Raw genomic sequence first — 15715 nt, forward strand, 5'->3', positions numbered from 1 at the left:
TTCCCCCTATCAAAGGTTGATTACGCACGGACTATGCGCTTTGCTTTGTGCAGTGTCCAGGCGAGGCGGTTCTGTCCCCTCGTCAAATGGGTCAAGGTCACCTGGTATCGATGGGACCCCTCATCAAGCTGTGGCAGCGTTGTTGCAGGTGCAATATCGGGAAGCGGCGGAATATCGACGGCTGGATCATGCCAGAACTTGCCTCGCCGGGTAAAGTTGATGGGAACCAAGGTTCTGCTCAATTCTCGTAGCACATCATTGGCCTGCTGCACCGCAGGGTCGAGGACACCACGATCTTGCAATGACGCAATGCGATCATAAAAATCGACCAAGCTCGAACGAAGATCATAGGCTTCCCGGAATGCCAGCTCGAACGAGAAGTGCTTTCCTGCGGCATTTTGGTATGTTTGTAGCGTTTTGATAAACTCATCTACGGTGTTTATGAACTGGAAAGGATGCAAGGTGGCATTCACGATGCGATAAAGGGAGGCTGTATACACTTGCAAATCTCGCTGGAGGATTTCGTAATCAATGATGTGAATGAGATCTTCTTCGGTATGCCATTCGATGTTTGAGCCGCAGCCACCCACGGGATAGTAACCTTTTTCCTGTAGAACTTCTTCCGGAATGCTAGAGGATAGCATGTAAAAGGCTGTCAATCCAATATTGTGGAACGAATAGTCGCCAGCACGTGGTGGTCGATGCCCGATGGACTCTTCGCCGATCGCTTCCTTGATCGTGGTTTGGCAAAACTCATTTACTTCACTCATCCAGCTCATTTCATGGTAAGAGGTCGCCCACCGACAGCCCGGAGAATCACAGTTTACTTGGGCGATGCAATTTTCATCCAGATCTAAACCGAATGTATCCGCAAACCACGTCGATCCCGCATATCGACCTGTAGAGTGTCCCGGCCAGATCGCTATGCGCAGACTTCGTTTCAATAAGTCACGGTTTTGGTGGAAGACGCGTGCCATCTCGATCATGGCAGCATTGCCAGTGGCGTTGTCCCCCAAGCCTTGATGCCACGAATCCATGTGACCGTGGAGAAGGACGTATTTGTCTTTGTCCTCGGTGCCCTCGATGAAAATATCAATCAGTGGACAAGAGAACCACCCCTGATCCAAGTGAGTCTGGAATTGGACCTCTACTTTGTCTCTCGCGATCTGATCGATCAGCTCCTGTCCATCCCCACGATTGATCATCAGGACGGGTAATTTCGGTACGTTTTCATACGTATCTAGGTCAGGCGCTCCCCAGATGGGGGTACAGATGCTCTCATGAATGTTTTTACCGGGGTGGATGAAGATCGCGCCGATGATTCCCAGCTCGTTTAGTTCCCTGATCCTAGCCGGTCTCGGAAACCCTTCGGTCAACACGATTTTCCCTGTAAGACTTCCGCTCGCCAGATCAAACGACGAATCTTTTTGGTTATCCCACTTCTTCTTAAACCCAGTGGGAATGTAGACGAGCTCCCCGTCCCTCCAATCATCTCCAGTGATCACGGAGAAAGCTGGATTCTTTGCGCGAATCTCTTTTTCCACCGGGTGAACCAGCTTTAGCTTTGCGGGTCTTGGGACGCTCAAGTAAAGATTTGGGCGGTGCACTTGGTAAGGAACTCCCCACTCGTCAAGCAAACTGGTCAGAAACTGAGCAGCCTGCCTTTCGTCTTCACTTCCCGACTCTCTCACCAGGCTGCCAAATCGCTCCAAAATCACCTTGGGCGTGTCCATACAGATGTCTTCCAACAGCCTCTTTTCGACTCCAACCAAACCTCATCGCCCCCCTTTTTTGTCGTTCACTTGTCTCGTCTGCTGATATACGCAAGACCTGTGCCAATGGCAAGAGCTCGAAAGAAAGGCTACGAAGCTGTCGATTTTTAGAGATTCACTTCCCTGAGATCTGATTTAGGGTCGGAATGCGTGAAGTTCAAAAACCCAAGATGACCTAAGATGTGGTTTCGGAAGCCTCATCGATAAAATGTAAAAAGCGGCCGACCACGACGCGAAATGAACGTCGTAGACAGCCGCAACACATTTGATTCTCAGGTTTTACACCAAAATTAGTATATTCTGTACTTTCAATCCCTATGTTCACTGATCAAAGCTTTGTACGTCGCAATTTTGTCTGCCAACATCTTCTCCGTGGCTTCTAAATTCATGATTTGATTCTGAACAGCGTTACGATGATCTTCCAGCAGGTTCAAACGGGCTATAGTTGTATGCTCTCCTTCTTTATATAACCGAGCGTATTCTCTGATTTGGGTTAGCGGCATTTGGGTTTGTTTCAACCTCATAACAAATCTCAGCCAAGCAACATGGGATTCATCATATAATCTTTCTCCATGCGCATTGCGCTTCGGAACAATGATCTCTTCCTTTTCATAGTATCGCAGTGTGTGTGCAGATACCCCCAATAGCTTGGCTACCTCGCTGATTGTGTACATACCGACCTCCATATTTTATAGCCATTTACATGTCCTCCATCATTATAAAAAATGATTTGACTTAGAGTAAACTCTAACCTATATACTCAAATCGTAGTTGCTTGATCGTCCATTCGCTTCGATAAAATGAGGAGGAGATCACATGAAATATACTGTGATTACTGGCGCTAGCTCAGGTATTGGTTATGAAGCCGCTCTCGCTTTTGCAGCTCGCGGAAAAAACGTAGTCCTCGTTGCCCGTAGAAAGGATCAATTGGATGAACTAAAATCTGAGATCGCACGCATCCATCCTGATGTAGATGTGGTTATTCGGGCGGCTGACTTATCGGTTTCTGAAAATGTTTATAAGCTATACGAAAACCTGCAAGAGTTCCCACTCGAAACGTGGATCAACAATGCGGGATTTGGCAACTTTGCTTCCGTTGGCACTCAAGATTTGAACAAGATAGAAACCATGCTGCATGTAAATATAGAAGCGTTGACGGTACTCTCCTCCCTTTTCGTTCGTGATTACTCAAATGTGGAAGGAACACAACTGATCAACGTTTCATCCGGCGGAGGTTATACGATTGTGGGAAATGCCATTACGTACTGCGCGACGAAGTTTTATGTCAGTGCCTTTACGGAAGGACTTTCACACGAACTGAAAAGTCAAGGTGCACACATGCAAGCAAAAGTGTTGGCACCTGCCGCAACAGAAACCGAATTCGCAAAACGCGCTTTCGATCTCAAGGAATTTGAATACCACGGCACGGTGCCAAAGTTCCATACCGCACAGGAAATGGCGGGCTTCTTGCTTGATTTGTATGATAGCGATAAGGTTGTAGGGATTGTGGATGGAATGACGTATGAGTTTGAGCTACGCGACGCTATCTTTCCTTACGTGGAGAGAACGCGTTAGAAGTTTTCTCAGTGAACGCTTTTATGGTGAAGGATTTGTAGGCTGATGGTAAACCTTATAGAATGTGGTCTGTATGGTCATAATCATAACACGGTAAGGAGTTGCCTGATGAATCATCAAAAAATCGTTCATTTTAGTGATAAAGACTTGGATGGAGAATCCTGTGCGATTCTTAGTCGTCTTGCTTTTTCAGGTCAAGAAGTTGATACCCGTGGAGTGTCACCGTACACCGTCAATCAAGAAGTCCAAAGGTTTATGGGAGAAGAGCTCACCCGTGAGATGTATGTCGTGATTACAGATGTTAGCGTCAACGAAGAAGTAGCTGCTAACATTCAGAAAAAAGTTGATCAAGGGCATTCGTTTGTCTTGATCGATCATCACCCCACCGCTTTGCCATTAACTTCAAAATATGAATGGGCAAACGTTATCGTAGATGAAGCAGGGAAAAAGACCTCGGCAACTAGCCTCTATTTTGACTACCTAATAAACCAAGGATACCTAACTCCCACAGGCGTTCTTTCTGACTATGTTGAGTTAGTCCGTTCCTTTGATACGTGGGACTGGGATGCGACCGGAAATATACAAGCGAATCAATTGAACATTTTATTCTATCTGGTCGATAGAGATACGTTTGCTCAAAGTGTGATCGGACGATTGCGTGGTGAAGGCGTCCATACGGATCAGTTCGTATTCGAGGAATTAGAATCGATTCTCATCTATACCGAAGAAAAGCGAATGGACGAGTTTGAACAAAAAAAGCGGAAGCAAATGAAGCATGTTACGGTAGAAATCGATTTACATGAGCCAAAAGCCTATCAAGTCGGCGTGGTATTCCTGGAACAATATCACTCCACGACAGGAAACTACTTATGCAAAAACGATGAGACGATTGATTTCGTAGCGATGCTTGATCCTGGGAAAGGGAGAATCAGTTTTCGAACGGTTCGAGAGGACGTGGATCTTTCTGTGATCGCACATCATTACGGAGGAGGTGGACATCCAAAGTCGTCAGGATGTTCATTTACTGGAGTGACTTTAAAAACCTTCGTGTACCCTGCCCTGCGAATCAATTAGAGCACTACGTAACAAAAAGAGCCAAGCATGTGCTTCGGCTCTTTTCTTCATGCCGGTGACCTGTAGTGCCAGTCACATCCATTAAAGTTCAATGATCTTGGTCGCGATGTTATTACAAAATTCCCTGTCATGCTCCACAAAAAGAATCGTTGGGGCGTATTCAAGCAGTAACTCTTCAATTTGCATACGAGAGATAACATCAATAAAGTTTAGGGGTTCATCCCAAATATGCAAATGAACTTTCTCACAAAGACTTTTCGCAATCAATACTTTCTTCTTTTGGCCGCCGCTATAAGCGGAAATATCCTTTTCAAATTGATCCCTGGAAAAATCCAGTTTCCGTAAAATCGATTTAAACAGACTTTCATCAATCCCGTGGCTTCTGGCGTAATCCGTCAACTTGCCCTGTAAGTGCGAGGTGTCCTGAGACACATACGATATTTTAAGCTGGCTTCCCTTTCTGAAAGTGCCTGTATAATTTACATCCTCACCGCAAATCAGTTTGATAATGCTTGATTTTCCCGAGCCGTTTTTACCGGAAAGAGCAATTCGCTCCCCTTGTTCAATCGTAAAACTTACATCGGTGCAAACCTTCTTCTCACCGTAATAAATCGAAATATTGTCCAGTTCAGCGAGTTGGTTTTTGTGAAAAGCAAGCTGTGAAATCTTCAGGCTGTCATGGTTTTCAATATTCTTAAGGAGCTTCGATCTTTCATCCATAGCCGATTGCTGCCTTTGCTCAATGGATTTTGAGCGTTTCATCATTTTAGCAGCCTTGTGACCAATATACCCTTTATCTACCTTGGAACCGGAATTTCTTGTACCATTTTTCGTTTTTTCCACTTCGTGCGACCAGCTGCTCGTTCGCTTTGCTGCTTCCGATAATCGTTTCATGTCTTTTTTGAGCTTTTCGTTCTCAGCAAGCTCAAAGTTATCTTGTCTCTGTTTATTTTCCCACCAATCAGAGAAGTTCCCTTTTTGGATTTCTATGTTGGTCTTATTGATCGAAAGGATGTGATCGACGCAGTTATCAAGAAACGATCTGTCGTGAGAAACCAAAATATATCCACTTTTCGCCTTGAGGTAATCACTGACAAGCTTTCTTGCATGCATGTCAAGATGATTGGTCGGTTCATCAATTAACAGAAAGCGGTTTTCCTTTAGAAATAAAGCAGCCAGCAACACTTTCGTTTGCTCTCCGTTGGATAAGGAATCGAAGGGACGATACAGAACATCCTCAGAAACCTGTAGCAAAGAAAGCTCACGCATTAATTCCCAGTGAAGATAGTCCGGAATGATGTCGTTAATAACGTCTAGGGTATGTTGTTCCTTGTTCTCGACATGGAAAGGGAAATATTCAAAGTGGACATTCGCAGAGATATTTCCACTGTATTCATATTTACCCAGCAACAAGTTGAGAAAGGTTGTCTTCCCCCTACCGTTTCTTCCCGTAAATCCTAATTTCCAATCGGTATCTATTTGGAAGCTTACGTTTTCAAATATGTGATCGAAACTGCCTTCATAGGCAAACGTCAGGTTTGTAACATTGATTAATGACATGAAATGATCCTCCTGTATAAAAATAGAAAAGCTACAAGAAAGTTACTCTCTTGTAGCTCAATTTTAATACAGCAAATCCAACCCAAAATGGAGTCAGATAAGAATATTGTTTGAGTGAAAAGATATCGTAACTTTCTTGCATATAAAAAATAAAACATGCGAAAAAACGCATTTTTGTTTTATTTTATGAGCAAGAAAAAATTACATTATCATTTCAACTCCAGTCATTAAGTTAATCGTATTTTATCATACCCATTTTTTTAATTCAACACATGAATCAAATCGAACCCGTTCGTTCAATCGTGCGCTGATTTTTTACCACAGGCCATTACAAATATCATCATCTTTCTGGCAAGCTATGTCACCTTCAAGGTATCACTTCCCTTTTCGACTGTGAATAAGTAATTCCTACCGCAATAGGTTTTGAACGGGGGGATAATATTTTTCGTAATTGATTTCGTTTTTTTATATTCCGGTTGTTACTCACAGGTATAATTGCTCTGAAGCCTCGCGCTAACTTTGCGACAGGAGATATGAGTCGGCATTAATTAATCCAATTATGTTTACATAATTATAATTATGTTAATTCGCTGTCTTCTTAGCTATTTTTCCTTCCCGTTTACGTTTTTCAGTTAGCAATGAAAAAAGGACTGCTCATCGCAGCCCTTCAATTCGTATACATCGCGCTTTCTACGATCGACCGATAATTTTTTTTGCCTCATTCATTGTCCAGACGACACGATTTTGTCCACGTAACAGATGATTACGGGTAACGTGATACCGGTGTGAACCTGGCTCTAATGCCGCCAACTGCAATGCAGGAGCGATATCGGGCAAGGCAGGAATTTGGACTGCTGGATCATGATGAAACTTGCCACGGCGAGTAAAGTTGATGGGAATGAGCGTCCTGCCAAGCTGCAAGAGCTTTTCATTCGCTGCCTTTACTTCCGGGGATGATACCTCCGTCGCTTGTAACAGCTCTAGGTCCTGATAAAAATCTTCTAAAGCCAGTCGAAGAATCTTCGCTTCACTTGCGGCGAGTTCAAAGCTGAAATGCTCACCAGCAGCTTCTTGATATTGCTGTAAGGTTTCGATGAACTCATCGGCAGTCTTCCGGAAGTCATAAGGGAGAACGGTCGCTTGCAAGACGCGATAAATAGATGTCATGTAGACTTTCAGATCTCTTTGTAGAATCTCGTAATCCGCCACATCCATTAAGTCGTCTTCGGTATGCCACTCAATATTAGAACCGCAACCGCCGACCGGATAATACCCTTTTTCTTTCAACTGCTCTTGCGGAATGGTGGACGAGAGCTTGTAAAAGGAAGTTATCCCGATATTGTGAAACGAATAGTCACCTGCGCGATTTGGACGTTTTCCCTTTGCATCTTCTCGGACGGCATCGTAGATGGCTTGTTTGCAATGATCCCCTACTTCATTCGTCCAGTCCATCTTTTCATAGGAAGTAGCCCAGCGGCAACCGGGAGAGTCACAGTTTACCTGCGCAATGCAATTGGCATCCAAATCCAGAGCAAATTGATCGGCAAACCAAGTGGAGCCTGCGTAGCGTCCCGTTGAATGGCCTGGCCAGATGGCAATCCGCAGACTCCGCTTCAACTTGTCGCGATGCTTGTAGAAGATTCGTGCCATCTCCATCAAAGCCGCATCTCCGGTCGTATTATCGCCGATACCCACATGCCACGAATCCAAATGTCCGTGTAGGAGGATGTACTTTTCCGGTTCTTCTGTCCCTTCGATGAACATATCGATCAGCGGGCACGCAAACCAGCCCTTCTCCAGGCTCGTTGACAGTTCAATCACGGCTCTCCCTGTCTGGCACATCGCTTTTAACTCTTCCCCATCCGATTTGTTTACGGCGACAACGGGAATCTTGGGCTCCTTGTCAATCGTGTCCAGATCCGGCGCACCCCAGATCGTGGTGCAGATCCCATCGTGGATATTCTTGCCCGGATTGATGAAAATAGCACCCAGCACGCCTTTGTCGTGGAAGGTAGCTACTTTTTCGGGCATCGCCAAGCCTTCACTGATAACGATTTTCCCACACAGGTCATTCACTTCTTCGTTTACCTTCGCATCGAACATGTCGTAGCGGTCCGTAGCCTGCGCCGAGGGTACGTATACCAATTCACCTTGAACAGTCGCTCCGTTGGTCGAGACGGAAAAGGAAGGGGTCTTGGCCCGAAAAGTCTTGCTTACAGGAGCAATCGCTTGAACGGATGCATTTTTCGGAACGCTCAAGTAAATGGAAGGATAGTGAACGGTATGCGGTATTCCCCACTCTTCCAGGATCTGGGCGAGAAAGTGTGCAGCCGTTCGTTCGTCCTCACTACCAGACTCCCGAATCAAACCACTGAATGTTTCCAAAATCCGCTTGGGAGTCTCCATATTGATTTCATCTAACAGCAGCTTCTCTTGCTCTTTCACGTAACTTGTCATGTTCCAATCTCCCTTCTCATTTGCTCCCTGTTTTCACTCCATCGTGCTCAAAGGTTTTCAGCAGCTTCCGTGCACGCTGCATGCTCCAAGCCACACGATTTTGACCGCGGGTGAGATGAGTAAGAGCAACCCGGTAAGGATGTGAGTCAGCTTCCAAGCTGGACAAGAGGTGTGCGGCAGCTAAATCCGGTATTCGCGGCATATCGATGGCCAGATCGTGACGGAATTTACCTGCCCGCGAAAAGCTGATGGTGACGAGCTCTCGACCCAAACTGCGAATGATTTCATTGGCTTTTTTAACCCTTGTGTCCAAAATAGATGGAGTCTGTAGTTCCTTCACCTGCTGATTGAAATCTTCCAAAGCTAGATAGAGCTCTTGTGCCTCTCTACGTACCATGTCAAACGAATAGTGATCGGTTGCATACGCCTGATATTCCTCGATCGTCTCGATCAGATCTTCCACCGTCTTCGTAAAGAGAAACGGGTGAATCGGTGCATTCACGACACGCAGGATCGTCGTCATGTAGACCTTGAGATCTCGTACCAAAATATCCATATCCGCTACATGCATCAAGTCTTCCTCGCTGTGCCACTCAATATTGGAGCCACATCCGCCGACTGCATAATACCCCCTTTCTGCCAACTCTTCTGCTGGGATGCTGGAAGAAAGCATGTAAAATGACGTTATTCCAATGTTGTTAAAGGAGTAATCGCCTGCCCGATGCGGTCGGAAGCCTTTGGATGGTTGACCGACGGCATCCTGTATCGCGGACTGGCAAAGCTCCTGCGCTTCACTCATCCACGACATCTCTTCATAGGAAGTAGCCCAGCGGCAGCCTGGCGAATCACAATTGACTTGGGCGATGCAATTCTCATCGAGATCCAGGCCAAACTGATCGGCGAACCAGGTAGAGCCTGCATATCTACCTGTCGAGTGCCCGGGCCATATTGCGATTCGAATGCTGCGCTTGAGCTTGTCGCGGTGCTTGTAAAAGATACGAGCCATTTCCAGCAAGGCAGCATTCCCCGTACCGTTGTCCCCGATCCCTTGATGCCAAGAATCCAAATGTCCGTGCAAAAGGACGTATTTATCCGGTTCTTCGGTCCCTTCGATCCAGATATCAATCAGCGGGCATTCAAACCACCCTTCATCCAGATGCGTCTGAAATTGCAAAGTGACGGTATCGGATTGACATTCGTTGATCAAATCAAGTCCATCCTGCTTACCGATCATCAGCGCAGGAATTTGCGGTTCCTCGCCCAACGTGTCCAAGTCCGGAGAGCCCCAAACAACACCGACGGTTCCTTCGTGTATGTAACGACCAGGACTGATGAAGATGACGCCTAGTGCCCCGTCATTGCCTAATTCCTTCATTTTTCCTGACACTGGATAGCCATCCGTCAATACGATTTTCCCTCGGACATCGCCGTATTTATTGATCGCAAGCGGGTCAAAAGCGTCGCTCAGATCGGCTTCGTCTGCCGGAATGTACACGACAGCACCACTTACCCATTGATCACCAGTCGAAACAGAGCATGAAGGTGTTTTTGCTTTAATTTCACGTGATCCGGGATGGGTTACAATGACCGCAGCCTTTTTGGGTACACTCAAATAAATATTTGGGAAATGAATGCGGTGGGGAATGTTCCATTTCTCCAAGTATTGTGCCAAAAAACGAGCGGCCGTCCTTTCGTCTTCACTTCCTGATTCGCGTACCAAAGTGAGAAATCGCTCCAGCACCTCCAATGGCACATCAGTGGAGATGTCTTGCAGGATTGTCTTTTCTAGTTGGTCAATTTCGGATATCACGGACATGGCCCCTTTCCAACTAGGATGGGTGAAACGTTTGATGCAAACTCAGACTCGTTACCTGGTAATCGTTTCCTGCTGATCCTGTTTGCCGGACACTCGCTGACAATAGTGGTCAAAGAAGATCGCCATCGATTTCTCAAAATCGAGTACGCCTTCTACCGTGCAATACTCGTCGCTCGAATGCTGTCTAGCACCGTGGCCCATACCTCCTGTGACGTAGGGAATCTGCAAATACCGCTCAAATACATAATAGGGAGCGCTGCCAGGATTCAGCGGCTGGATTTGCGGCTCCTTACCCATCGTACGATATGTTTCGATCATCGCCTGAACGACATCTTCTTCCACAGACACCTTGGACCAGTAGTATTTATTGGCAACATTCATTTCGATATCTGCAAATCCATGCTTATCCAAGTGCGCCCGAATGAGGCGCACCACTTCATCCGGCTCCATGTGAGGGACCATACGGACATCGACCTTCGCCGTCGCAATATGAGGCAATAATGTTTTCGTACCTGGACCCGTATATCCCGAGTAGATCCCGTCGATGTTCAGCTGAGGTCGGCTGTACAGCTTCTCCCATACGTCCATTCCGGTCCCGTCGTACTTCAAACGTTTCACATCATAGTTTTCGAGGAACACTTTTTCGTCATAGATGCCTTCCTCAATTTGCTGTTTCAGGATTTCCTTTTCTTTCGGAGCGATCTCGGAGACGTCATCCAGGAGTCCTTCTACCAAAATATTTTCATCCACATCTACCATCGTTGATAAAGCTTGAACGAGACGCCAAGCAGGATTTTTCACCCACGCGTTAAAGGAGCCATGAATTCCGCGAGAGGTAGGGCCTCCCCAATCTCCCCCTTGGCACACGAGTTCGAAATAGAGTAAGCCTTTCGTGCCAAGCACAAGTCCAGGCGTTCCTACTTCATCCTGTTCAAAGAAGGGGAACAAGACTGCCTCTGCTTTGGACAATTTCTCTTTGTACTGTTCGAGGAATGCCGGGAAGTTGCGGCTCCCCATTTCTTCTTCCCCTTCTACTGCAAAAATCAGATTGACGGGAAGCTTGCCATCCACTTCTTTTATAGCGCGTAAGGTATTGAAGAATGCGCCTAATGGGCCTTTTGTATTGACAGCCCCACGGTTGACGATGCACGGTCCAAACTTGGGCAGGTCCTTGATCTCTGCACCCCAAGGATCCACGGTCCATCCCTCTTCATCAGTCGGCATCACATCGTACATCCCATAGACCAGGAGTGTGTGCTCCTGTCCTTCATCGAACTCACCGAACACGATAGGATGTCCCTTCGTCGGCACGACTTCTGCTGTTCCGCCTAGCTCTTCGATTATCTCTTTTAATGTATGGGCGGTCTCTTCAATTCCCTCTCCCGTGTAACTGATGCTCGGCATGCGGAGAAATTCGCGAACGCGGTCCAAATCTTCGTCAAAGTTTTTCTCTAGATGTAAGAGAACTTTTTGCAAATTCATAAGGGTACCCTCCTTTGTTCAATGGAACGGAATCAAAATGACCTACTATTTTGTGAGAAACTGTCTAACGCGGCCCAAGTATTTCTCATTCTCCTCTACATGTGGCGAATGCCCGCTATTTTCATAGATCACCAGCTCGGATCGAGGAATCAGGCTCGCGATTTCCTCTGAGGCATCCACAGGCGTAATCCAGTCGTGACGGCCAACAGAGACCAGAACAGGCACATCAATGGATGGTAATTTGTCACGCAAGTTAAATGTCGGTTGATTTACACGGAAAGCAAAGTTGTGCGTTTCATAGTGATAGTAGATGCCATCGATTTTCTCTTTGGCCACGGCTGGATCGTACTCTACCGTGTACAAGGGCTGTAAGGCGAAAAATACCGATTTCAATTCTTCATTTGATCGCATCTCGCCCGCAAACATACGCACCAGCTCATCCTCTGTCAATCCTGGGAGATTGGCTTCCAGTGCACGTTTGGTTGCACCATCTTGACGGTCGGATCCTGGCTTTGTATCGCGCAACATGACATGCGACACGTGGGCTGGATAGCGCGTCACGTATTCCAAAGCCATATAACCGCCATACGAACCGCCATGAATCACGATCTTGTCCAAATTCAGCTGCTTGCGTAATTCATCAATATCCGCTGCCCATTGTTCATGCGTGTAGGGAGGCTTCTCCTCAGATCGGCCAGAACCACGCATATCCAAAAACACGAGCTTATTCGTCTCTTCCAGGGGAGCAAACGCTTTACGGTCAGCTCGACAGTCGCCCAATCCGGGAGCTCCATGGATAAAAAAGATCGCATCCCCATCTTCTTTTCCGTGCACCTCATAGTAAATCTGGCAATCATTTATAGTCGTGTACATACCCTCACTCCTAGACTTTGATAATTAATTGATCCAACTGCTTGGGGAATTGAGTGACGACTAGTGGCTCGTCATCCGTGACGATGATCGTATCCGAGTGGCGGAAACCCGAGAATCCCTCGATGTAAATGCCTGGCTCGCTGGATAAAACCATCCCTGGTCGCAGTACAGTATGATCCCCTACCTCAATCCACGGTGCTTCGTGTTCCTCCAAGCCCTTTCCATGTCCGGTGCGATGGAGCAAATATTGGCCGTACCCAGCTTTTCGGATATAGTCCAGTGCGATAGCGTCAATGTCTGAGCACTTGTTACCAGGACGCATGGCTTCGATCGCCATCTGTTGAGCAGTCGCCATCACCTCGAGCACTTTTGCTTGCTCATCGCTTACATCACCGATAAAGCACGTGCGTTCACATTCCGCGCGATACCCTCCGACATTTGCGCCGCAGCTCAGAATCAAGGTTTCTCCTTTTTCCATTCGTTTCGCACTCGGCAGTGCATGCGGCATGGCTGTACGAAGTCCGCTGGGAACAAGTCCACCTGCTGGTCCACCAGGAACGTACACGACTTCGCCCAAATCTTCTATCATTTTGTTCAAGGTATCTCCCGAGATCGTTTGCAGCATTTCGAGCTCCGACATGCCGGGAGCAGCAACCTCTGTCCCCCTTTTGACGATATAGTCGGAATAGTATCCTGCTGCACGCAACAGATCGACTTCATAAGCATCTTTGGTCAGACGCATCTCATGAACGATGTGATTGACAGACAAGGATGTGGGGGCAAATAATTCTCGCACTCGGATAAACAACTCGCCACTTCCGCCGTCGATGCTCACCTGTGATAGAGTCGGGTAGGTCTGTTTGATGCTATTGATCATCCAGTCGATTGGATGCACGACTCCCGGGTATTCAAAATAGTCACGAACGTCTTGGAAGATGGTTGCGTGCTTGGCCTCGGCCAGCTCCATAACGGGAACGAACAGAATGGATTCACCAGTAGCAGGAACGAACAAGGCGACCGGCCTCTCGTTTGGAAAGTGAAACAATCCCGTCGTGTAAAAAATGTTGTACGTGTTGGTCACAAGTAATCCGCTGATCGCCCTCTCCTGCAAATATTCCTGAATCCGGGCAATCCTCTCTGCGTACGCTTCTTTCGGAATCTTGGTTAACATCTTCGTCCCTCCTGAAAGTTACCTTTTTCTCAAGCGTGGATTTAAGGCTTCGTTGATGCCAATCCCCAAGAAGTTGAAGGATAAGACTAATACAACAATGGCTACACTCGGGAACAGAGCCAGCCACCACGCATGGATAATGACGCCTGTCGCATGTGCATTTTGCAAAATCGTCCCCCAGCTCCAGCTCATGGGATCACCCAAACCGAGAAAGCTCAAGCCCGCTTCGGAAAGCACCGACGTTCCCATGAGAATAGTCATGTTTACGAGGATCGGAGGAAACGCATTTAAGAGAACATGACGATAGATGATTTTGGACTCTTTTGTCCCGATGGCTCTTGCGGCTTCGATATATTGCTTTTCTCGAATCGCCAGTGTCTCTGCTCGCGTCACCCGTGCAATCTGCGGCCAACTGAACAAACCGATGATGATCGCGATATTGCTAATTCCTGTCCCCAGCACTGCAGCCATGATGATCATCAGAGGCAATACAGGCAATGTAAGAAAAATATCAGTAATTGCCATCCCGATATTCGAGACTCTGCCTCCGTAATAACCGGAGATCAAACCAATCGGCACACCGATCAGGATGGAGATCACGGCAGAGGTCAGACCCACGTACAAAGAAACACGCGTCCCCCAGATGACCTGATCAAAAATACTCAATCCGACAGAATCAGTACCGAACCAATACTCCGCGCTCGGTGGTTGCAGCATGTTTGTGACATCTCCATACCCGCTGGGGCGATCGCTGATGATAGGTGCGAGCACGGCCAGTAGCAATAGGGCCAAAATCCCGTACAAGCCCATGACCCCTAATCGATTTCGCCGAAAGTGCTTGATGAACTCCCGCAGAGGTGATGTTCGTGGCTGCATGGAGAGCGGCGCTGGACTGGGGACATTCCCTTTGACCAATGTGGTATTCTCCAATTGCTTCACCCCCTAGTTGTAAGTAATTTTGGGATCCAAGTACGAATAGACAATATCGGTCAGGATGTTCACCACGACGACTGTTACAGCCAAAATTAAGAAGGTACCTTGGAGGATCGGATAATCATGCTCCTTGACTGCTTCATAGATCAGCCTGCCTAGCCCTGGATACGCGAACACCGTTTCTGTCAAAATGGCACCACCGACGATTGCCCCCAGCTGCAGTCCCATCATCGTGACGGTAGAAAGCAAGGAATTGCGTACTGCATGACGCCACAACACGACTCGTTCTTTCAAACCTTTTGCACGTGCCGTCCGAATGTACTCCTCATTCAACACGTCTATCGTGCTTGCTCGCATATAAAGCACGTAGCTAGCCAAATGAACGATGGTCAATGACACGACAGGCAGTACCAGATGATGAGTTGCGTCCCAGATGTAGTCCCAGCCTTCTACTCCGACGGTTACAGCCCCGCCAATCGGAAACCATGGGATTTTCAAGCCGAGGAAGTAGAGCAGGATAATCCCCAGCCACGGAATAAACAAGGCAATACCTAAGATCGACAATGCATTAATCGCTTGATCCAAAAATGAACCTTTGCGATAGGCCGCGATGACACCCAATGGGATTCCGATCAATGTCGTAATGAGCATGGACACCGACATCAATATCAAAGTCCAAGGCAGACGTGACAGAATCACATCCATCACAGGAACCCTTTGCACAAAAGAAGTGCCCAGGTCGAATTGAAAAAAGAGCTGCTTCAGAAAAATGATGTACTGCGTAAACAAATCTTTGTCCAAACCAAAGTCCTTTAATAATTGCTGCCTGATTTCCTCGGGGACGCGATTATCCAGCATCATGGTCGTCGGATCGCCAGGCATTACGCGCAGGATTAAAAAAGTGGCAGTCACGGCAACCAACACGGTAACGACGCCGCGCAGCAAACGGGCAATCAGAAAATTCGTCATGAGCGGCACTCCCTTGCGAAGATCACTCTTCCC

At 47.1% G+C, this 15715-nt stretch carries 12 protein-coding genes; 2 read left to right on the forward strand and 10 right to left on the reverse strand.

The window, feature by feature from the left end; genetic code table 11:
* Window positions 1-20: 20 nt before the first annotated feature.
* Both AN963_RS09265 and AN963_RS09270 read right to left on the reverse strand, forming a co-directional pair.
* Window positions 21-1772 (reverse strand): M28 family metallopeptidase, encoded by a 1752-nt coding sequence (locus tag AN963_RS09265; protein WP_055744189.1) that lies wholly within the window; start codon window positions 1770-1772, stop codon window positions 21-23.
* Window positions 1773-2080: 308 nt separating this feature from the next.
* Window positions 2081-2446 carry a MerR family transcriptional regulator gene (locus AN963_RS09270; protein WP_055744190.1) on the reverse strand — a complete coding sequence of 122 codons (366 nt, stop codon included), beginning with the start codon at window positions 2444-2446 and terminating at the stop codon, window positions 2081-2083.
* 142 nt (window positions 2447-2588) lie between these two features.
* Between AN963_RS09270 and AN963_RS09275 the strand changes: the two genes are divergently transcribed.
* Complete coding sequence (locus AN963_RS09275) at window positions 2589-3347, forward strand: SDR family NAD(P)-dependent oxidoreductase (RefSeq protein WP_055744191.1); 759 nt, start codon at window positions 2589-2591, stop codon at window positions 3345-3347.
* A gap of 108 nt (window positions 3348-3455) precedes the next feature.
* Entirely contained in the window at window positions 3456-4421 is a 966-nt protein-coding gene (locus AN963_RS09280; RefSeq protein WP_055744192.1) for a DHH family phosphoesterase, read from the forward strand.
* Window positions 4422-4502: 81 nt separating this feature from the next.
* On the opposite strand, the gene AN963_RS09285 is transcribed toward AN963_RS09280, so the two are convergent.
* From AN963_RS09285 to AN963_RS09320, 8 genes are all read right to left on the reverse strand, one after another.
* Complete coding sequence (locus AN963_RS09285) at window positions 4503-5981, reverse strand: Lsa family ABC-F type ribosomal protection protein (RefSeq protein WP_055744193.1); 1479 nt, start codon at window positions 5979-5981, stop codon at window positions 4503-4505.
* Window positions 5982-6671: 690 nt separating this feature from the next.
* Window positions 6672-8438, reverse strand: coding sequence for a M28 family peptidase (locus AN963_RS09290; protein WP_055744194.1), 1767 nt, complete (start codon window positions 8436-8438; stop codon window positions 6672-6674).
* 16 nt (window positions 8439-8454) lie between these two features.
* Complete coding sequence (locus AN963_RS09295; RefSeq protein WP_055744195.1) at window positions 8455-10248, reverse strand: M28 family peptidase; 1794 nt, start codon at window positions 10246-10248, stop codon at window positions 8455-8457.
* A 57-nt stretch (window positions 10249-10305) separates the two neighbouring features.
* Complete coding sequence (locus AN963_RS09300) at window positions 10306-11736, reverse strand: M20/M25/M40 family metallo-hydrolase (RefSeq protein WP_055744196.1); 1431 nt, start codon at window positions 11734-11736, stop codon at window positions 10306-10308.
* A 45-nt stretch (window positions 11737-11781) separates the two neighbouring features.
* On the reverse strand, window positions 11782-12609 hold the full coding sequence (locus tag AN963_RS09305) for an alpha/beta fold hydrolase (RefSeq protein WP_055744197.1): 828 nt from the start codon (window positions 12607-12609) through the stop codon (window positions 11782-11784).
* A 10-nt stretch (window positions 12610-12619) separates the two neighbouring features.
* Complete coding sequence (locus tag AN963_RS09310; protein WP_055744198.1) at window positions 12620-13780, reverse strand: M24 family metallopeptidase; 1161 nt, start codon at window positions 13778-13780, stop codon at window positions 12620-12622.
* 18 nt (window positions 13781-13798) lie between these two features.
* Window positions 13799-14710: an ABC transporter permease gene (locus tag AN963_RS09315; RefSeq protein ID WP_055744199.1), complete on the reverse strand. Its 912-nt coding sequence runs from the start codon at window positions 14708-14710 to the stop codon at window positions 13799-13801.
* A 12-nt stretch (window positions 14711-14722) separates the two neighbouring features.
* On the reverse strand, window positions 14723-15682 hold the full coding sequence (locus AN963_RS09320) for an ABC transporter permease (protein ID WP_055744200.1): 960 nt from the start codon (window positions 15680-15682) through the stop codon (window positions 14723-14725).
* Between the last annotated feature and the right edge of the window lie 33 nt (window positions 15683-15715).

Origin of the sequence: Brevibacillus choshinensis (assembly GCF_001420695.1) — a bacterium.
Classification (GTDB): Bacteria; Bacillota; Bacilli; order Brevibacillales; family Brevibacillaceae; genus Brevibacillus; species Brevibacillus choshinensis.